The 20,293-nt window shown below is 41.5% G+C and carries 21 protein-coding genes, 1 rRNA gene, 1 pseudogene and 1 riboswitch; of the genes and pseudogenes, 7 read left to right on the top strand and 16 right to left on the bottom strand.

The window, feature by feature from the left end; all coding sequences use genetic code 11:
* Positions 1-192 precede the first annotated feature (192 nt).
* Positions 193-738, bottom strand: a complete 546-nt coding sequence (gene orn / locus CSC79_RS19690; RefSeq protein ID WP_099297826.1) for an oligoribonuclease — start codon at positions 736-738, stop codon at positions 193-195.
* A 121-nt stretch (positions 739-859) separates the two neighbouring features.
* Here orn and rsgA point away from each other — a divergent pair, with 121 nt between their 5' ends.
* Positions 860-1,918 (top strand): small ribosomal subunit biogenesis GTPase RsgA, encoded by a 1,059-nt coding sequence (rsgA, locus tag CSC79_RS19685; RefSeq protein ID WP_099297824.1) that lies wholly within the window; start codon positions 860-862, stop codon positions 1,916-1,918.
* A gap of 15 nt (positions 1,919-1,933) precedes the next feature.
* Complete coding sequence (gene asd, locus CSC79_RS19680) at positions 1,934-2,800, top strand: archaetidylserine decarboxylase (protein WP_180270464.1); 867 nt, start codon at positions 1,934-1,936, stop codon at positions 2,798-2,800.
* 40 nt (positions 2,801-2,840) lie between these two features.
* On the opposite strand, the gene CSC79_RS19675 is transcribed toward asd, so the two are convergent.
* The 8 genes from CSC79_RS19675 to CSC79_RS19640 form a co-directional block, all read right to left on the bottom strand.
* Positions 2,841-3,593, bottom strand: a complete 753-nt coding sequence (locus CSC79_RS19675) for a HesA/MoeB/ThiF family protein (RefSeq protein ID WP_099297822.1) — start codon at positions 3,591-3,593, stop codon at positions 2,841-2,843.
* A 3-nt stretch (positions 3,594-3,596) separates the two neighbouring features.
* A complete protein-coding gene (thiE, locus tag CSC79_RS19670) occupies positions 3,597-5,126 on the bottom strand; it encodes a thiamine phosphate synthase (protein ID WP_099297820.1) in 1,530 nt (509 codons plus the stop codon).
* A gap of 16 nt (positions 5,127-5,142) precedes the next feature.
* Complete coding sequence (locus tag CSC79_RS19665) at positions 5,143-5,940, bottom strand: thiazole synthase (RefSeq protein ID WP_099297818.1); 798 nt, start codon at positions 5,938-5,940, stop codon at positions 5,143-5,145.
* A 1-nt stretch (position 5,941) separates the two neighbouring features.
* A complete protein-coding gene (gene thiS, locus CSC79_RS19660; protein WP_099297816.1) occupies positions 5,942-6,139 on the bottom strand; it encodes a sulfur carrier protein ThiS in 198 nt (65 codons plus the stop codon).
* 8 nt (positions 6,140-6,147) lie between these two features.
* The gene (locus CSC79_RS19655) at positions 6,148-7,143 is read right to left on the bottom strand and encodes an FAD-dependent oxidoreductase (protein WP_099297814.1); all 996 of its coding nucleotides are present in this window, start codon (positions 7,141-7,143) and stop codon (positions 6,148-6,150) included.
* Between the two features lie 86 nt (positions 7,144-7,229).
* Positions 7,230-9,182, bottom strand: a complete 1,953-nt coding sequence (gene thiC, locus CSC79_RS19650; protein WP_099297812.1) for a phosphomethylpyrimidine synthase ThiC — start codon at positions 9,180-9,182, stop codon at positions 7,230-7,232.
* Between the two features lie 152 nt (positions 9,183-9,334).
* Positions 9,335-9,445: riboswitch (TPP riboswitch) on the bottom strand.
* 53 nt (positions 9,446-9,498) lie between these two features.
* Positions 9,499-9,900, bottom strand: a complete 402-nt coding sequence (locus tag CSC79_RS19645; protein ID WP_237114071.1) for an META domain-containing protein — start codon at positions 9,898-9,900, stop codon at positions 9,499-9,501.
* Positions 9,901-10,029: 129 nt separating this feature from the next.
* Complete coding sequence (locus CSC79_RS19640) at positions 10,030-10,425, bottom strand: acyl-CoA thioesterase (RefSeq protein ID WP_099297810.1); 396 nt, start codon at positions 10,423-10,425, stop codon at positions 10,030-10,032.
* Positions 10,426-10,545: 120 nt separating this feature from the next.
* Here CSC79_RS19640 and CSC79_RS19635 point away from each other — a divergent pair, with 120 nt between their 5' ends.
* A complete protein-coding gene (locus CSC79_RS19635) occupies positions 10,546-12,639 on the top strand; it encodes a TonB-dependent receptor (RefSeq protein ID WP_099297808.1) in 2,094 nt (697 codons plus the stop codon).
* 69 nt (positions 12,640-12,708) lie between these two features.
* On the opposite strand, the gene epmA is transcribed toward CSC79_RS19635, so the two are convergent.
* A complete protein-coding gene (gene epmA, locus CSC79_RS19630; RefSeq protein ID WP_099297806.1) occupies positions 12,709-13,683 on the bottom strand; it encodes an elongation factor P--(R)-beta-lysine ligase in 975 nt (324 codons plus the stop codon).
* 59 nt (positions 13,684-13,742) lie between these two features.
* Complete coding sequence (gene efp, locus CSC79_RS19625) at positions 13,743-14,309, bottom strand: elongation factor P (protein WP_099297804.1); 567 nt, start codon at positions 14,307-14,309, stop codon at positions 13,743-13,745.
* Positions 14,310-14,351: 42 nt separating this feature from the next.
* On the opposite strand from efp, the gene epmB reads away from it, so the two are divergent.
* Positions 14,352-15,365, top strand: coding sequence for an EF-P beta-lysylation protein EpmB (gene epmB / locus CSC79_RS19620; protein ID WP_099297802.1), 1,014 nt, complete (start codon positions 14,352-14,354; stop codon positions 15,363-15,365).
* On the opposite strand, the gene CSC79_RS19615 is transcribed toward epmB, so the two are convergent.
* Complete coding sequence (locus CSC79_RS19615) at positions 15,362-15,541, bottom strand: hypothetical protein (protein WP_099297800.1); 180 nt, start codon at positions 15,539-15,541, stop codon at positions 15,362-15,364. The two genes, epmB and CSC79_RS19615, sit on opposite strands and share 4 nt — an antisense overlap.
* A gap of 281 nt (positions 15,542-15,822) precedes the next feature.
* A complete protein-coding gene (locus tag CSC79_RS19610; protein WP_099297798.1) occupies positions 15,823-16,314 on the bottom strand; it encodes a DUF3016 domain-containing protein in 492 nt (163 codons plus the stop codon).
* Between the two features lie 204 nt (positions 16,315-16,518).
* On the opposite strand from CSC79_RS19610, the pseudogene CSC79_RS19605 reads away from it, so the two are divergent.
* A pseudogene (locus CSC79_RS19605) lies at positions 16,519-17,234 on the top strand (KamA family radical SAM protein); the annotation flags it as partial.
* Here the strand turns inward: CSC79_RS19605 and CSC79_RS19600 are convergent.
* Positions 17,231-17,440, bottom strand: a complete 210-nt coding sequence (locus tag CSC79_RS19600) for a hypothetical protein (RefSeq protein WP_099297796.1) — start codon at positions 17,438-17,440, stop codon at positions 17,231-17,233. The pseudogene CSC79_RS19605 and the gene CSC79_RS19600 sit on opposite strands and share 4 nt — an antisense overlap.
* 72 nt (positions 17,441-17,512) lie before the next feature.
* On the opposite strand from CSC79_RS19600, the gene CSC79_RS19595 reads away from it, so the two are divergent.
* Positions 17,513-17,803 carry a prephenate dehydrogenase gene (locus tag CSC79_RS19595; RefSeq protein ID WP_099297794.1) on the top strand — a complete coding sequence of 97 codons (291 nt, stop codon included), beginning with the start codon at positions 17,513-17,515 and terminating at the stop codon, positions 17,801-17,803.
* A gap of 42 nt (positions 17,804-17,845) precedes the next feature.
* Here the strand turns inward: CSC79_RS19595 and CSC79_RS19590 are convergent, their stop codons facing one another.
* Complete coding sequence (locus CSC79_RS19590) at positions 17,846-18,343, bottom strand: DUF3016 domain-containing protein (RefSeq protein WP_099297792.1); 498 nt, start codon at positions 18,341-18,343, stop codon at positions 17,846-17,848.
* Positions 18,344-18,566: 223 nt separating this feature from the next.
* Between CSC79_RS19590 and galE the strand changes: the two genes are divergently transcribed.
* Entirely contained in the window at positions 18,567-19,580 is a 1,014-nt protein-coding gene (gene galE / locus CSC79_RS19585; RefSeq protein WP_099297790.1) for a UDP-glucose 4-epimerase GalE, read from the top strand.
* 473 nt (positions 19,581-20,053) lie between these two features.
* On the opposite strand, the gene rrf is transcribed toward galE, so the two are convergent.
* Positions 20,054-20,168 (bottom strand): 5S ribosomal RNA (gene rrf, locus CSC79_RS19580).
* Positions 20,169-20,293: the final 125 nt, after the last annotated feature.

The raw sequence follows: 20,293 nt of genomic DNA, 5'->3' as shown, positions 1-20,293 counted from the left end.
GAGCTAGTGCCGCATTCAAAGTAGTCAGTAATTTGTCCGTTGGCGCGCGACAAGTCGCGGTAAAACGTTCTGGCAACTGAGCTAGTGCCGCATCTTCTAATTTCAATCAGCTTAAGTACACTAACCCCGCGGGGGTTATCGTCTTAAGCGGGGCAGGATTCTACAATAATTCGATGTGTTTGCAAGTGTTTTTTACAAATTAAAGAATTTTTCTCGGTAGACTTTCAACTCCATTATGGAATCTTTAATGTCATCAAGTGCAAGGTGTGAGCCTTTTTTGTTCACTTGCGCTAAAACTTCGGGTTTCCAGCGTCTAGCCAGCTCTTTAATAGTGCTCACGTCTAAGTTACGGTAATGGAAGTAATCTTCCAACTCACGCATATACTTATTCATAAAGCGTCGGTCTTGACCAATAGAGTTTCCACACATGGGCGATGCACCAGCAGGAACCCATCGCTTTAAAAACTCAATGGTTTGATCAACGGCGTAAGCTTCATCATAAGTACTTGCCTTACAGCGAGCCGTAAGCCCTGATTGACCGTGTTGAGTGGTACACCATTCATCCATCCCATCTAACAATTCATCGCTTTGATGAATAGCAATTGTTGGGCCTTCAGCCAAGATGTTTAGCTCACTATCGGTGACAACAGTCGCTATTTCGAGTATTTTGTCTGTACTTGGTTCTAGACCTGTCATTTCGAGGTCGAGCCAAATCAGATTTGATTTATGAAAAGACATAATTACCTTGCGGTGCTTTCCTTTAGATCTAACGCATTTAGATATATCATATTAGTATCATCAGTCGACCTAAAGCTTTTTTTTCAAAAAGCGCGACATTTAACTAAGTTATAGGCCAAAAGTGGCAAAACAGAAGAAATTAAGTAAAGGCCAATCCCGTAGGATCAAGGCTAATCATCAAAAACGCTTGTCCAATGCCGACGATAAGTCAGCCAAAGGGACTAACGAGCAACTACAGAACGACAATTTAGGCCCTGCTGAAAATGCCGTGGTAATTAGTCGTTTTGGTCAACATGCCGACATCGAAACCGATAATGGCGATGTGCTGCGCTGTAATATTCGTCGTACTGTTAAGGGTATTGTTTGCGGTGATGAAGTACAATTTCGCCGAGCAAAAGTCAGCGAAGGCGATATTGCGGGCGTTATTGAGGCGATGCATGAGCGCCGCTCACAATTAACACGCCCCGATTTTTACGATGGCGTTAAAGTCGTCGCGGCTAATATTGATCAAATATTAATGGTTTCTGCGGTATTACCTGAGTTTACAGCAAATATTATCGACCGCTATTTAGTGGCTTGTGAAGATATGGGGATTGAGCCTATTTTAGTGCTCAATAAAATAGACCTTATCGACGAAAAAGGCCTTAAAGCTATTGAGGAAGTACTCGACATCTACCGTAAACTCGGTTACCAAGTTTTGTTGGTGAGTAATAAAACTGCACAAGGCATAGATGCTTTAAAGCAAACATTAGTGGGTAAAAATAGCATTTTTGTTGGTCAAAGTGGTGTTGGCAAGTCAACACTGGTCAATACCGTACTGCCTGATGCTGAAATCTTGACTAAAGAAGTCTCTGAAAACAGTGGTCTTGGTCAACATACAACGACAGTTTCGCGGTTACACCATTTACCTTCAGGTGGTAACCTTATCGATTCTCCTGGTATTAGAGAGTTTGGCTTATGGCACTTAGAGGTTGAACGTGTAACTTGGTGCTTTAAAGAATTCCGCGAATTTATTGGCGGTTGCCGCTTTCGCGACTGTAAACATTTAAACGACCCTGGCTGTATTATTCGCCAAGCGGTTGATGATGGTGATATTTCAGAGCTGCGCTTTGATAGTTACCACCGAATTTTAGAAACAATGGCCGATGGCCGTGCTGGAGCTCGTGCTCCGCGCGTATAATTTAGGAAGAAACAAGTGAGTTTAGATAAATTCAAAATTACCATGCAATATGCAATGCCAAAACATTTTCTATCGCGCATGGTAGGGAAATTAGCGGCTGCACGACTTGGTGGCTTAACAACGTGGTTAATCAAATTATTCATTAAGCAATACAAAATAGATATGAGCGAGGCACAATATTCAGATCCCGCTCATTACAAAACCTTTAATGAGTTTTTTACCCGCCCGCTTAAAGAGGGCGTACGCCCATTAAATAACGAAAGTGACATAATCGCTCATCCTGTGGATGGTGCAATTAGCCAACTTGGTGCAATTGTTGACGGCCAACTTATTCAAGCTAAAGGTCACGACTACAGCTTACAGGCATTACTTGGCGGCTCAGAGCAAGACACAGCGCCATTTTTAGGTGGTGAGTTTGCGACGATTTATTTAGCGCCAAAAGATTATCACCGTATTCATATGCCTATAGACGGCACATTGAGCAAAATGATTTACGTGCCTGGTGATTTATTTTCAGTAAACCCGCTTACAGCACAAAATGTGCCTAACTTGTTTGCACGTAATGAGCGTGTAGTCGCAATTTTTGATACCGAGATAGGCCCTCTTGCGATGGTATTAGTCGGTGCGACGATAGTAGCCAGTATTGAAACTGTTTGGGCTGGTACGGTAACACCACCAGCAGGGAAAGACGTATTTAGTTGGAATTACCCAACTACGGGCGATAACGCAATCACCTTGAAAAAAGGTGAAGAAATGGGCCGCTTTAAGCTTGGCTCTACGGTTATTTTAGCCTGGGGTGCTAATCAGGCAGAAATCTTAGCTGATCAGCAACCTGAAACGGTAACCCGTATGGGCACACCATTTGCCACAATAAATAATTAAACAATTAAGCAATAACAAGCGCGAGTGTTAGCTCGCGCTTTTAGTCTCTTCCACACTCAGTGCATTCGGGCGTTTTAGTTAATTTAAACTGCTGTTGCGTCAAACTCAATCCATCAAAGCGTACAAACTGACTCCCCTTGTGGTGACCCAGTATCAAGTTAATAGCCAACAATGCCTGCATAGAGCCAATCACGCCCAGTAAGGGGCTTAATACGCCAGCATTATCACAATTTAACGCATGCTCTGTTGGTTGCTCTGGGAACAAGCAGCTGTAACATGGGCTATCGGTCTCTCGAAAATCAAAACACATTAACTGCCCTTCACTGGCTATCGCCGCACCTGATATCAGCGGAATCCCTGCCTTTAAACAAAAACGATTCACCGTATAACGCGTTGTAAAGTTATCACTGCAATCAAGCACCAAGGTAGCCCCGGTAAAAATATGCTCGGCATTTTGATCAGTTAATTGCTGCTCGATTGTATTTACTGTGATTTGATTATTCAAACTGCCAAGCACTTTACCAGCGGCGCATACTTTGGCTTGCCCTAAATGATTTACTTTGTAGAGCACTTGACGTTGCAAGTTAGAAAGCTCAACTTTATCGTCATCCAGTAAAGTGAGCTCTCCCACGCCAGAGGCAGCTAGATATAATAGTGCTGGGCTACCTAAACCGCCCGCACCAACCACCACCACATGGCCAGCTTTTAACTTTAACTGCCCTGCATGACCCACTTCTTTGAGCATTAAGTGGCGGCTATAACGCAGCTGCTCTTTGTCAGATAACTCACTCATTATTTATTGACCTATGGCACTTTGTAAGTCAGCAATAGCTTTTTGATAATCATCAGCTTCGGTAATGGCTCTTACTACGGCGACACTCCCAACACCGGTTGCAGCCACTTCACTGGCACGGGGTAAGTCTATGCCACCAATCGCCACTGTCGGGTAATCTTGCATTAACGGCACAAAGTGTTTGAGCTTTTCAAGACCTTGAATTTGCCCGGTCATATCTTTGGTGGTGGTTGGATAAATAGCGCCAAACGCCATATAACTTGGCCGATAATTATGTGCGCGGAGCATTTCATAAAAACCATGAGTCGAAAGCCCTAAGCGCAAACCGGCCTCTTTAATAGCGACTAGGTTCGCCTTTAACAAATCTTCTTGGCCTAAATGTACGCCGTAAGCACCGTGTTTAATTGCCAATTGCCAATGATCGTTTATATACACGTTACCTTGATATTTTTGACCAAGGGTAACGGCGGCTGCCACGGCAGTATCAAGCTCGGTTTCACTGCCCTGTTTGATACGTAACTGCACAGTTTTAATGCCTTGCGCTAAACATTTTTCTAGCCAATCAACAGAATCAACGACCGCGTATAAGCCAAGTTGTTTACTTTCACACGCTGCAAAGTTAGCGGCCATAGTAAACTCATTCGGCGCATCAAAATCCAACTCATTACCAAGCCAGCTTCCCGCTTCAATCACTTGAGGGTAATCATCAATATTTTGTGGGAAACAGGTCTGTGCGACGGGTCCAATACCTTCGCCATAACGCACAGCTGCTTTTAAGCCTTGGTTGATATATGCTTTTGCTAAAATAAATGCATCTTTAAGAGGGTATTGTTTTGCTAAGCACGCCGCAATAACAGACGCCATGCTACAACCTGTACCATGACTATGCGGTGTAGCTATTTTTTCATTACCTAACCAGTACTCATTTGTAGCATCAGCGGCGTTTTCGCGGCAATAATCTATGCAGTAGCCACTTGGGTAATCCCAATGTCCTCCTTTGATCACCACGGCTTTTGCTCCCCAGCTTTGCAGCTTTTCAGCCGCTTCAATAACCGCGCTTGGGCCAATTAAATAAACACCCGTTAATAGTTGGGTTTCGTGGGTGTTTGGGGTGATTACATCCACCAGCGGCAATAAACATTCTTTTATTGCGCTGACGGTATCTTCTTCAGTGAGTAAATCACCACTACTAGCAATAGCGACCGGGTCATAAACCACTAAAGGAGGTGTTGGCCATGTGGCTTGATAATGCTTAATATGCTCACTAATTAACTGTATTTGCTGTACGTTGGCGAGCATACCTATTTTAATCACGCTTGCTTTCATGTCGCTGGCCAAAGCAAGTAGTTGTGATTCAATCACCTCAGTTGAAATGGGGTTTAGCGATTCAACCCCTAAACTATTTTGTGCTGTAAGCGCTGTAATGGCTGTACAGCCATGCACGCCAAAACTTTGCATGGCTTTTATATCGGCTTGAATACCTGCACCACCGCCAGAGTCAGAGCCAGCGATTGTCCAAACAACTTGATTCATCGTTATTCCTAATTTATTACGTTTGATGCCAAAAGGGCATACCCATAGTGGGTGTTGATGGTGCGGCCACGTCTTTTTCTGGCATGGCTTTGGCTTTATAAGCAAAGCGCCCAGCATCAACCGCCGCTTTAAAGGCGTGGCTCATGGTAACAGGGCAACCCGCCCCTGCAATAGCCGAATTTAACAACACGCCATCATAACCAAGCTCGAGTGCTTGGCAGGCATGAGAGGGCAAACCAAGGCCTGCATCAACAATCAGTGTTAGTTCGGGTAGTCGCTCGCGTATAGTCTTTAAATTGTATTGGTTTAATAACCCTTTACCTGTGCCTATTGGCGCTCCCCACGGCATTAGTACCTCACAACCGACATCAGCTAAACGCTGGCACAGTACTAAGTCATCGGTGCAATAAGGTAATACTTTAAAACCATCATCCATCAGTATTTTTGTCGCCTCTAGCAACGCAAATGGGTCTGGCTGAAGATTATATTCATCCCCTATCAATTCGAGCTTTATCCAGTCAGTCGCAAATACTTCACGACACATTTGTGCAAGTGTTACCGCCTCTTTAACACTGTGACACCCTGCTGTATTGGGTAAAATCTTTAAACCAGTATCTTTTATCAGTTGCCAAAAATCATCCCCGGCAGCTGCATTTTGCTGGCGACGCAGCGATACAGTAACCACTTGTGCACCAGATGCCTTGATTGAATCAGCCATAATCGCAGGAGATGGATACAATGCAGAACCAATTAACAAACGACTTGTTACTTGTTCACCATAAATACTAAAGCTATCATCAATAGGATCATGCATACTAACCCCCTTGAATTGGCGATAACAGCTCTACACTATCATCTTGCTTTAACACGGTAGCCTGAACTTGACTTCGAGGCACAAAGTCGCCATTTAATGCCACAGCAAAAGGCTCTTTAGCATCAAACTCTATCAATACATTTGCGAGCGTATTTTGCTCGGCAGTTTCAAACGGCTGACCGTTAATTGTTATTTTCATTTTTAAACCTATTTAATGAGTGAAACCGCTTCAGCCACTAAGCTTGGTGCAAGTAAGTAGCCATGTCGGTATAAACCATTAATACTGATCACGTTACCTTGGTGTTTTACTTGTGGGCGATTATCACTAAATGCGGGGCGCAAACCTGTTTGAATGTTGATAATACGTGCTTCAGCAAACCCACTATGTACCGTATACACCGCCGATAACAACTCAAGGGTTGAGCGTACCGTTGCAGGTCCATTATCTTGCGATTCTATTTCGGTCGCGCCAACAACGTATTCATGATTTGGTTTAGGCGCAATATACAATGGGTAGCGTGGGTGCATTAACCTTACAGGGCGCGTCAGGTTAACCTCGGGCGTATGTAAGCGAATCACTTCACCACGAACACCACGCAACTTACACTGCGCACTTTTAGCACCTAATCCTCTGCAATCAATAATGTAATCATGTGACTGCTGTAGCTGCTGACAATTGATATTTTCACCAAAATTGAACTTCACACCGCGCGCTTTAAGCGTTTTAAAGCTTGCTTGATAAAATGCCTGATTATCTATTTGCCCTTCACAAGGTAAGTAAACGCCTTGATTAAAGCGCCCAGATAATTCAGGTTCAAGCTCACTAATATGTGCACCACTTAATTGCTGAGCATGGTGATTAGCTAACGGTTTTAGTCGTTCAGTAAAGCTCTGTAAGTCGCCTCTATCTTGTTGATGAGCAACCACCAGCGTGCCTTGCTGCTGAAAAAATACAGTATCGTCAAGCTGCGCTAAAATTCCCGGCCAACGACTTATTGAGTCAAGCCCCATTAGCGCCAAGTCTTGTTCACACAATACTGATTCAGCTAAAGGCGCAAGCATAGCGGCAGCAACACGCCCAGCACTACTTAACGCCTGAGCGTCATCAGCTTCATACACGGTCACATTATGCGCTAAGCTTAATTCAAGCGCCGCCAAGCGCCCTGTTAAGCCAAACCCGACCACCGCAATATTGTAAGACATAAGAATCCCTATAGGTTCTAGGTTCTAGGTTCTAGGTTAACAACATCCTAGAGCCTAATCTCTTCCCTAGCACCTAGCTCCTTCGCTTATATCGCTTTGTGGTAAATCTCTGAGCCTGTTTGCTTAAACTCTTCAGATTTCGCTTTCATTTGCGCTTCCACATCGACCATTTTAATTTCAATCGCATCTCCCACATTATTAGGGTCGATACCACGCGATTCGAGATCTTTGGCGTATTCGCGGACTTCTTGGGTGATTTTCATTGAACAGAACTTTGGTCCACACATAGAACAAAAATGCGCTACTTTGCCTGACTCTTGCGGTAAAGTTTCATCATGATATTCACGGGCACGCTCAGGGTCCAAGCCAATATTAAATTGGTCATGCCAGCGGAACTCAAAACGCGCTTTAGATAACGCATTGTCACGCTCTTGTGCACCAGGGTGGCCTTTAGCTAAATCCGCAGCATGCGCTGCTATTTTGTAGGTAATCAAGCCTTCTTTAACGTCTTCTTTATTTGGTAAGCCTAAGTGCTCTTTAGGTGTTACGTAACACAACATGGCACAGCCATACCAAGCAATTTGCGCCGCACCAATACCCGACGTAATGTGATCATAACCTGGGGCGATGTCAGTCGTTAATGGGCCTAAAGTATAAAAAGGCGCTTCGTCACAATGCTTAAGCTGCTCTTCCATATTATCTTTGATCATATGCATTGGCACATGACCTGGGCCTTCAATGAATACTTGTACATCGTGTTTCCAGGCTATTTTTGTAAGCTCACCTAGCGTACGCAGCTCACTAAATTGCGCTTCATCGTTAGCATCCGCAATAGAACCTGGGCGCAGGCCATCACCGAGTGAAAAACAGACATCGTATTGTTTTAAAATCTCGCAGATATCTTCAAAGTGAGTGTATAGGAAGTTTTCTTTATGGTGTGCTAAACACCACTTCGCCATAATAGACCCACCACGTGATACGATGCCCGTCACACGTTTGGCTGTCATTGGTACATATCGAAGTAACACACCTGCGTGAATAGTAAAGTAATCAACGCCTTGCTCAGCTTGTTCAATCAGAGTATCGCGGAATATCTCCCACGTTAAATCCTCTGCTACACCATTTACTTTTTCAAGCGCTTGATAAATCGGTACGGTACCAATTGGTACTGGTGAGTTACGTACTACCCACTCACGCGTTTCATGAATATAGCGCCCAGTTGATAAATCCATTACCGTGTCGGCGCCCCAACGGGTTGACCAAACCATTTTTTCAACTTCTTCTTCGATAGATGAACTTACCGATGAATTACCAATATTTGCATTCACCTTAACTAAAAAGTTACGGCCAACTATCATGGGTTCTGTTTCAGGGTGATTGATGTTATTTGGTAATATGGCACGGCCACGAGCGATTTCATCACGCACAAATTCTGGAGTAATAAACTCAGGAATACTCGCCCCGAATGACTCGCCTTTGTGTTGCTCAGCTAATAGCTCTTTACGGATTTCTGCCCGCCCCATATTTTCACGTACAGCCACATATTCCATTTCAGGGGTGATAATTCCTTGGCGTGCATAGTGCATTTGCGTGACGTTTTTACCTGCTTTAGCACGGCGTATTTTAGGAAGGTGTTCAAAGCGAATATGATCGAGCCCTTCATCGGCCATACGTTGCTGTGAAAACTTAGACGTCACTGACTCTAATATCTCAGTGTCGTCGCGGCTTTCAATCCACTGTTCACGGTATTTATCTAACCCTTTACGCACATCAAGCGTAAATTCAGGATCGGTATAAGGCCCCGATGTATCATATACGCGTAGCGGTTCATTCGGCTCATAGATTGGGTTCTCATCTGTACCACCTACAAAAGTGTCGCTTAGGGTGATTTCACGCATACCCACACGTACATTTTCTTGCGTGCCTTCAACATACACTTTATGAGAACTTGGGAATGGTTGCCCTGTAAGGTTATAAATATAATCTGATGCAGCCGCACGAGTTTCGCGGCGAGACGGTTTATTTGATGTGTTTGACATGACTTACCTCATTGCTAAAAGGGTTGTCTTGTCAGATATTGCAAACGCAATAGAGAGTAGCAAGTGCTACATGGATCGTAGATTGGTATTATTCATATACTACCAACCTTGGCAGCCACAGTACTTGTGGCCAAAACATGGCGCACAAGCACCAGTAAAGGCAGCTTGTTCCCTACGCAGGTGTTAGCCTGATCAGGTTCACGGATCCCGCTTTCGCGATCTCAGCCTTTAAGTTAATACTCAAGGCACTCCGACAAGTAAAATTCTTTTGATTTCGAGGTTGAGTGTACGTTAGATGGTGTAAGCCTGCAAGCGGTTAACTTGCAGGAATAAACACAAAAGTTTGCTCGCCATTTAAAATCAGCTGCTGCGATTGCAACTGAACTTGCGCACCTTGCTTTAGCGAATCTAATAGCTGTTGCTCAAATTGATCGAGTTGCTCGCCACATGATTTTCTCGTCATACCGAGTTTATTAATACTTAGCTGGTTATTAGTTAAATCACCTTCACCAAAAAACTTATTACAACCGGCAAAGCCATTAACTTGCAATGCTTCAATAAAACTTAACGACGCGCTATATGACGCAGGAATTACTAAACCATCTACACGTGATAGTTGCCACTTAGTGTATTTTAATTGCTCACTGGTGACTGTCCCTGTCGATGAGCAGCCAATACAAAGACCGATAATAAGCATCGGTATTGCTGCTAATTTCATGTAATTATTAACCTAAAATTCAATCGGAACATAATAACAATAATTGACCATAGATACCGTTAATAATGCATGTTTTTAATGTAAAAAATTGTTCTAAGATAGTAATAAACTTTCAATACCAAAGCTTATTTAGGCTAATTGAAACACCTTATCAATTTCTTCTGGTAAAAAAGGACGACCCTGCTCATTCACAGAAGTACCTATTACCAACGCTTTAAGCATTACTTTATCATCATGTTTACGTATGACAGTTTGACGAAAACCAAATTTTAAGCGACTAATGCGCTCAGGCTCTACTACTACATAGAATTCATCACCTGGTTTAAGTGATTGCTTATAATCCATTTCACTACGCATGACTACTAGATTTATTTTATCGCGAGCAAGTTTAGCAAAATCAATACCATTGGCATGTAAGAACTCATGACGAGCATGTTCAAGATAGTTAAAGTAGACACTGTTATTTACAATTCCTTGCAGATCACATTCATAATCACGCACTTTAAAATCCACTTTAAAGGTCATATTAATATTCCTAATTATGTATACTGTGCGCGTTTATAGCATATTTATACAGCTGGTATCACGACTTTAATGAGAATAGTTGTTATCATGCACGTCCCTGAAATGGAGTTAAGAAACCGAATGAAACTACGTCTGCCTTTAATTACTGCTGCACTATTACCATTATTGAGCGTTCCAGCGCTTGCTGAAGATACCGACCTTGAAAAAATAGTGGTCACTGGAGACTTCCAAAAAGAAAGCATTCAAACATTAAGCGCTAGTGCGAGTTTATTCAGTGAGCACGAAATTAATGACCGTGGTGCCACATTCTTAGATGAAATGCTTGCCAGTGCTGCCAATGTAAACTTTAGTGCTGGAGCATCTCGCGGACGCTATATTCAAATAAGGGGTGTGGGCTTACGCTCTCAATTTGTTGATCCTATTAATCCATCCGTTGGATTAGTTATTGATGGTATTAACTACTCAGGACTCGGTGGCAGCGCATTACTATTTGATGTAGACCAAATTGAAATTTATCGCGGCCCGCAAGGTACTCGCTTTGGTGCTGATGGCATGGCGGGTATGATTCAAATGGAATCAGCTGACCCGACACTCGATCCAAGTGTAAAAGTGCAGCTTGGGGCGGGTAACTACAACAGTTATGAAGCTGGTGTAGCTGCAGGCGTTGGCATTACTGACACTACAGCGATACGCGGTAGCATTTACCAGCGTGAGTCTGATGGCTACCAAGATAACTTATACCTAAATAGACCAACACAACAGCAAGACGAAATGGTTAGCCGCTTTAAATTACAAAGCCAACTTAGCGATCATTTACGCTCAGAACTAAGCGTTCATTACATTGATATCAACAACGGCTATGACGCATTTACCCTTGATAACAGCCGTAACAGCGTCGCTGATGAGCCAGGCCAGGATAACCAAGAGAGTATTGCTGTTGGCCTTGCCAATATTTACACTGGCTTTGATTTATTTGACGTTAGTTTAAACCTATCTGGTATTGATAGTGACCTCCTTTACAGCTTTGATGAAGATTGGGTGTGTAATGATACTAGTAAGCCAACTCTGTGTGCTGCTGGCATTCATCCTGAGGGTTATAGCTCGACAGATGTTTACTTGCGTGATCGTCAAGACCAAGCCGCTGAGCTACAATTTAACGGTAAAGGTGGAAACTGGGTCGCAGGGCTTTATTACCAAGGCCGAGATGTTGATTTAGAACGCCAATACACTTGGCTTGCAAACCCATTTTTATCAACTTACGAAACGCGTAACATTGCAGCTTACGGTCAATTAGCGACACCAATTGGTAATAAGACCACTTTAGTTACCGGCCTACGTGTTGAGCAGTACCAAGGTGATTACACTGATAACAATGGCTTTATTAATGATACTGACGATATTATGGTTGGTGGTAAATTAGCCCTTGAGTATCAAGTTATTGACCGCACCATGATCTACACAAGCCTGACCCGTGGTTACAAGGCCGGTGGTATTAATTCAGAAGCACTGGCTAAAGCGAAAGACGATGGACTAAACCTCGATGCCGACTTTTTCCAAAATCATACAAGTTTTGCACCTGAGTATCTGTGGAGCGGTGAGTTTGGTGTTAAAGGAAGCTCATTAGATGACAAATTCGTCCTTCGCTTAGCTGCATTCTATATGTATCGCGAAGATATGCAGCTTAAAGCATGGCAAGTAGAAGGCCAAAAGTTTACTGGTTATGTGGATAACGCAAGTTCGGGTGAAAACTACGGCCTTGAAATTGAAGGTAGTTATCAGTTAACCGATGATCTATTTTTGACTGGTAGTGCTGGTTATTTAAATACTAAAATCAACGATTTTGTTGCAAAGTCAGGTTTAGACCAAGATGGCCGCGAGCAAGCACAATCACCTAAATATCAATACGCATTTACTGCCCGTTACAACTTTACCAACGAGTTGTTTGCGACCATAGGTGTTGAAGGCAAAGATGATTACTATTTCTCTGATAGCCACAACTCGCAAGCTCCGAGTGTTAACTTAGTTAACTTCACTGCAGGTTACGAGGCGGATATGTGGTCAATACGTGCATGGGCGCGTAACGTGTTTGATGAAGAAGTGCCTACTCGTGGTTTCGAATTTGGTAATGATCCAACTGACGGCTGGCAAACACATACCTACACCCAATTTGGTGAGCCAATGGTTGCAGGTGTTACGTTCATATACGAATTGTAATTAATAGGTGCTAGGTTATTAGGTACTAGGATTTCCTAGCATCTAGTTACCTAGTACCTAGCTCTTCAATTAAGCCCTATCTACATCAAATGCGATGACTTCTTTTATTGTTTGTTTTTGTGTCGCTAACATCACTAACCTATCAATCCCAAGTGCGACACCTGCACATTGCGGCAAGCCATGCTCTAGCGCTTTAATTAAGCGCGAGTCTATAGGCACTTCTGGTAAGTTATTTGCTTTACGATAGACATTATCATCCATAAACCTTTTCGCTTGCTCCTGAGCGTCTGTAAGCTCATTAAAGCCATTCGCCAGCTCCATGTTCTGATAATACAACTCAAACCGCCCAGCAACGCGCTCATCGTGCTCACAAATGCTTGCTAAAGCGGCTTGAGAGGCTGGAAAGTGGTATACAAAGCAAGGTCTATCTTGGCCTATCGTAGGCTCAACTTTCATGCAGAATAACAATTGTAATAATGTATCTCGGTGGGTTTCATCTGCAGCAATATCAGCAAAACCTTGCTCTATGGCAAGTTGCTGTAATTGATAGAGTGAAGCCGTTAGCGGATCAAGACCCAGTACTTGTTCGAAAGCTCGTTGATAAGTTAAACGCTCTGCGGGCATTACACCGAGAACTAACTGCATTAACTCATCTATTTCATCCATTAATGCAAACTCATCAAACCCAGGGCGATACCATTCCAGCATGGTAAACTCAGGATTATGATGCTTTCCTGCCTCTTCATTTCTAAATGCTTTACAGATCTGATAAATAGCCCCACTATTAGCCGCTAATAGCCGTTTCATCGCAAATTCAGGCGATGTTTGCAGGTATAAATCGAGTCCTGCAGCATGACCAGGGCCAACAAAATGAGTTTTAAAGCTAGCCAGATGGATATCGGTTACACTTGCTGCGCTTAGGCTAGGCGTTTCAACTTCCATTACATTACGTTGATAAAAAAACTCGCGAATGGCCCGTAAAATTTCGGCTCGTTGCTGCAAGGTTGCAACCTGTGCACTTTGCTCCCAAAGATCTGCTGACATAATTTTCTCCAAAAAAAATCCCAGCCTAAAGCCGGGATTCTATTAAACAGTGTTATTACTTACTTAACACGGCCTACGTATTCACCACTACGAGTGTCTACTTTAATTACTTCACCAATTTGTACAAACAAAGGAACACGTACTACAGCACCTGTGCTTAATGTAGCTGGCTTACCACCAGTACCCGCAGTGTCACCTTTTAGGCCGGGATCTGTTTCAGTGATCTCAAGCTCAACAAAGTTAGGCGGTGTTACAGCGATTGGGCTGCCGTTCCATAATGTAATAGTACATAGGTCGTTTTCAACGAGCCATTTAACAGCATCGCCCAACGCTTTTTCATCTGCGGCAATTTGCTCAAACGTTTCGTTATTCATGAAATGCCAAAACTCACCATCGGTATAAAGATAAGCAAGATCGGTATCCATTACATCAGCGCCTTCAACTGATTCGCCTGATTTAAATGTTTTTTCAAGCACTTTGCCAGAGATAAGCTTACGGATACGAACACGGTTAAACGCTTGGCCTTTACCAGGTTTTACCATTTCATTTTCTAAAATACTGCAAGGTTCGCCGTCCATCATAATTTTTAGGCCGCCCTTGAACTCATTAGTGCTATAATTCGCCATCGTTTCCTCTGTCTAATAATTTTTCGAGTAATCTACTTACCAATGATACAAAGAAATGAAGCAAATTTGCATAAAAACTGGCAAAAAGAATTAGCTAATGTAGTTACTTGCCCAAAAACCTTGCTAGAAATGGTCGGGCTTTCAAGCCAAGTACATGAAAAGGACACAAAAGCTCGCAGTTTATTCCCTGTGCGCGTACCTGTCCCTTTTATAAAAAAAATGCGCTATGGTGATATTAACGACCCACTTTTATTGCAGGTCATGCCTCGCCATCAAGAGTTTATTGAAAAAAAAGGTTTTAGTAACGACCCGCTAGCAGAGCAAGACAATACACAAACAGGCTTGCTCCATAAATATAAGTCCAGAGTTCTGGTTATGTTTAAGACGGGCTGCGCGGTGAATTGTAGATATTGCTTTCGTCGTCATTTTCCTTATCAAGAAAATCAGTTAAACAAACGCAGCTTACTTGATGCATTAGAATATATAAAATCAGACAGTAATATCAACGAAGTTATTCTCAGTGGCGGCGACCCACTGATGGCCAAAGATGATGCAATTAGTTGGTTTATGGATGAACTTGAACAGCTACCGCAAATTAAGCGCATGCGTATTCATAGTCGTCTTCCCGTTGTGATCCCAGCGCGTGTCACTAATGAACTGTGCCAGCGTTTAGCAAACTCTCCCCTAAAAATAGTCTTTATAAATCACATTAATCATGCCAATGAGATAGATGATGATTTTAAAACCGCAATGCAACACTTAAAAAAAGCGGGTGTAACATTATTGAATCAAGCGGTAATCTTAAAAGATGTGAATGATTCAAGCTCAGCACAAATTGCATTAAGCGAAGCATTATTTGATGCAGACATATTACCTTATTATCTTTACCTATTAGATAAAGTAGCTGGCGCGAGTCACTTTGATATAGAAGAAAAACAAGCACGTAAAATAATGGCAGATATGCTTATTGCATTGCCAGGATTTTTAGTGCCTAAACTCGTTCGAGAAATTGGTGGGCAGCAAAGCAAAACCCCCATCGATCTCAAACTGATTTAAACGTACACGTTTACGTTGTTGCCCAAAGTTGCAGTAACAGATTTAGCGGGGGTCTGTGCTACGCTAGTATTTGCAGCGCCTTCAATCAGCGCGAGAGCAGCCGCACCATCCGCTTTTTGTTGCTTTTTAGCAAGTGCAGCACTGTATACCTCTGCACTTTCACCTGCACCAGTCATCGCTGGTAAATTTAAAGCCTTATTTGGGAAGGAAGCTGAATATGACTTTGAAGCTAAGCGCTAACCTCTATGGAATAGATGCTGTAGCCGAGGTAGAAAACTTATCAACCGATGGTTTTAGCAAAGAACAGTTAAAAAACTGCTGTAATTAAATTTTGACCGTTACTTACTTTACTCGCCACTTTTAAATAACTAAAAAATTGATGCTTAATTTTGTTTAACTTGAAATACAAAATGCCGATATAACTTATCGGCATTTTTAAATTTAATCTTTGCTATATTTAGCTTACTGTAGATAAAACTTTTGAATTAAACCAGTTAGTTACTAAACGTTTTTCATAATAAAATGATCTGGAGCTAGATCGCTTAATTCTGTCTAAGTATCCTCTATCTTTCAGTGACACTTCAGTATTGTGATTCACAACTTCACCCTGCGGATTAGTTAACGTGTAAGAAAGCTTTATCCGTGGATAATGAAGTGGTTGAATTACTCTTACTTTTTTAGCACCAGAAAATTCAATACCACCTGCCAAATCAAGATCTGTAACCTCTACATTTAACTTATATCCATTTGGTAATTTTTCAGCTAATTTCGCAAAATGCTTTTCAAAGCTAATAGCTATTTGCTTTTCAAAAGACTTAGGTGATTGATTTGCTGCACGCACATCGCGGTAATTGTTAAAATCTTGCCATTTAATTACCGACTCACCAGCTTGCGCAAAACCGATAGGGCTTAAACACAGCGCTAACGTTAATAATTTTAAACTTTTCATACTCTTCTCCCTGTGAACTATTAAAATGGCGATCATATTTGGATACCAAGGCAGTTAATTATTATTCTTTAATCTTATCGTTACCCTTTAAAAAGGTTCAATTAACAATTGTTCCTGCTGCTTGATACCAATAAACTATCAAATACTTATTATTGACATTGTTCAAATTAGCAGCAAAAATATTTTATGTAAAGTTTTGGGCATGGCGATATGAATAACCCACTTTTACTACAGGTAGTGCCTCGCCATCATGAATTTATTGAAAAAACCGGTTTAAGTAACGACCCGCTAGAAGAGTAAGAAAATCAGTTAAACAAACGCCGCTTGCTTGACGCACTAGAATATATAAAGTCAGACCGTGATATTAACGAGGATATACTCAGCGGGGGGCGACCCACTGATGGCAAAAGATGATGCAATTAGTTAGTTTATGGATGAACTTGAACAGCTACCGCAAATTAAGCGCATTCGTGTCAATAGTCGTTTCCCCGTTGTGATCCCAGCGCGCATCACTAATGAACTGTGCCAGCGTTTAGCAAACTCCCCCCTAAAAATTGTTTTTATAAATCACATTAATCATGCCAATGAGATAGATGATGATTTTAAAATCGCAATGCAACAATTAAAAAAAAACGGGTGTAACATTATTGAATCAAGCGGTAACCTTAAAAGATGTGAATGATTCAAGCTCAGCACAAATTGCATTAAGTGAAGCATTATTTGATGCAGACATATTACATTATTATCTTTACCTATTAGATAAAGTAGCTGGGGCGAATCACTTTGATATTGAAGAAAAACAAGCACGTAAAATAATGGCAGATATGCTTATTGCATTGCCAGGATTTTTAGTTCCTAAACTCGTTCGAGAAATTGGAGGGCAGCAAAGTAAAACCCCCATCGTTCTAAAACTGATTTAAACGTAGACGTTTACGTTGTTGCCTAAAGTTGCAGTAACAGATTTAGCGGGGGTCTGTGCTACGCTAGTGTTTGCAGCGCCTTCAATCAGCGCGAGAGCAGCCGCACCATCCGCTTTTTGTTGCTTTTTAGCAAGTGCGGCGCTGTAAACTTCAGCACTTTCACCTGCACCAGTCATCGCTGGAAGGTTTCCACCTGATATATTCATAGTTCAATACCTGACATTTATTTGCAATCCACGTACTATATCGGCATTGCAAGTTAAAGCTTTAGGAAAAAAATGGAATCAATTATTGAGCAACTTAATGCCAACTTAAAAATCGTTTATCGTCAATCACTTGATGCTGATAAAAAGTTAGATGACCTTCAACAACAAGGTCATGGAAAATTCAAAGCACTATTCCCTGCAGACGCTGGTTTCAATTTCGAAGCTAAACGCTTCAAACCTTACGTACTAGACGTTGCCGCAGATGTTGAGAGTTTAAGCTCAGATGGTTTAGATGAAGAAAAGCTCAAATCAACAGTACTTAAACTTCAAAAGTTATTACAATTATTATCAACGTTCAAATAATTTTAAAGGCGCTTGCTTAAAAAAGTCAGCGCTTTAAATACATTATTGTGGATCTACTTTAGGGATTAGCTCTTTATCGAACCATTCAGTGATCATGCGTTTATCATAGTAAAACTCTTCATCACGTCCTCTTTTAATTCTATCCATAAAGCCCATATCTTTTAGTGAAACATTGTTATTTTCACTCAAAATTTGCCCGTCTTTATCAGTTACAGAGTATTTAAATTCAATACGAGGAATATAAATTGGCTTAATAATTCTAAACTCATTCATGCCTCCAAACTGCACATCACCAGCTAAATCAAGCTCAGTCACCTCAACATTAAACTTATAATCTTTAGGTAGTTTTGCAGCAAGTTTATTAAAATGCTTCTCAAAACTAGCGGCAATACGTTTATGATAAGCCCCCTTAACATCATTAGAAGGGCGCACGTCACGATAATCATCAAAATCATGCCACTTAACGACCGCTTCACCCGCGTGTGCAAATGCAGGAACTAAAACAAACATTGCCACAGCAATTTTTTTTAATGTATTCATATATTATTCTCCAAAAACACTCGGGATGACTTTGATTAAAATATTAGCAGCTACAACTTAACTATAGCTTAATCCTTTTTACTATCATTGTTATCATTTATATAAAATGTGTAATCAAAGATACAGTAAAAAACTCGATGCAAAAAAATAATAAATTTAAAACATGTAATAGCAGGTATTTTATGGTGAAATTAGCTTAATTAAGCTTATTTATGGAGATTTCATGACAATTTTAGTAACAGGTGGTGCAGGATATATCGGTTCGCACACCGTCGTTGAGTTATTAGCACAAAATAGCGATGTTGTTGTGATTGATAACTTGAGTAACTCTTCGCTCGAGTCACTAAACAGAGTGAAAACGATAACAGGTAAAAGCACGCAGTTTTATCAAGGTGACATTCTTGATAGGAATTTTCTAGATGGTGTTTTTAATAAGCATAATATTGATAGTGTAATACATTTTGCAGGGCTTAAAGCCGTTGGTGAATCAGTTGAAAAGCCAATTGAATATTATCAAAACAATGTTCAAGGCACCCTCACATTAGTGGATGCAATGCGAGATGCTGGTGTATTTAAACTTGTTTTTAGCTCATCTGCCACTGTTTATGGGGACCCAGCAAGCTTGCCTATTAAAGAAGACTTTCCTGTAGGTGGCACTACAAATCCCTATGGCACATCAAAACTGATGGTTGAAATGATGCTACAAGATATCGCTAAATCTGATGAGCGATTTGCTTTTGCAATATTACGTTATTTTAACCCTGTGAGTGCTCACGAATCAGGCTTAATCGGTGAAGACCCTAATGGCATTCCAAATAACCTACTTCCATATATCTCACAGGTTGCTGTAGGTAAATTGCAGCAGTTGGGCGTGTTTGGGGATGACTACGATACCGTGGATGGTACCGGTGTTCGAGATTATATTCATGTAGTTGATCTAGCGCTTGGCCACTTAAAAGCACTTAACAAAATTGATCAAGATACTGGTGCACATGTTTATAATCTTGGCACAGGTAATGGCTACTCAGTACTTGAAATGCTTAATGCTTTTAGTAAAGCCTGCGGTAAGGAAATTCCTTACCAGTTGTCACCACGTAGACCAGGTGATATCGCAGCCTGTTATGCTGCACCAGAAAAAGCCTTCAAAGAGCTAGATTGGCAAGCTGAACGTGGTATAGATGTTATGATGCAAGACACTTGGCGTTGGCAAAGTAATAATCCTAATGGGTATAAATAAAAAGTATCTACCAAATCTATAAAACCGCTTTTAAGCGGTTTTTTTATGTCTTAAAAATACGAGCATGTCGTGAATTTTGCAATTAACCACAACAAAACTTAACCTGTTTTAAAGGGATATATTGGACTCTGAAGTGGTCTTCGCGTTCTCTTATCCGTGGGTGTCAGATACTCAACCCACGCTACGGTGGTCAGGTTGACGCTGTGAGGCTTAAAGAAGAGAGCTATACTTTAACTAATGCTACGCAGTAGGATGGCGTAGTGCCCACAGCGGTAGAGAGCCACATAACAAATGCTACATCTCATCCTCTGTCGTGTTCTTTTATCAGTGGGTTTCGTAATACTCAACCCACGCTACGGTGTATAAGTTGACGCTGTGCAGCTGATAGCTGACGGCTTAAAGCTGAAAGCTCTAATTTATTTCAGACAACAAAAAACCCGTCACATTGCTGTAACGGGTTTCTCTTATTTGGAGCCTGGCGATGACCTACTTTCACATAACAAATGCTACACTATCATCGGCGCTGTTTCGTTTCACTACTGAGTTCGGCATGGGGTCAGGTGGGTCCAAAACGCTATTGTCACCAAGCAAATTTGGTGTAAGTTCGATTTAATCAAACTTACTAAAATTTGGAATTTCTGATAATAAAGTAATCTTATCTACTTTAGTTATATTAACTTCTTCGCTTGTTTCACTATCACATAAAACGCGTT

The sequence above is a fragment of the Pseudoalteromonas sp. 3D05 genome (assembly GCF_002723455.1).
Classification (GTDB): domain Bacteria; phylum Pseudomonadota; class Gammaproteobacteria; order Enterobacterales; family Alteromonadaceae; genus Pseudoalteromonas.
The sequence above is the reverse complement of the archived record's forward strand: the minus strand, read 5'-3'. Positions and strand labels throughout refer to the sequence as shown.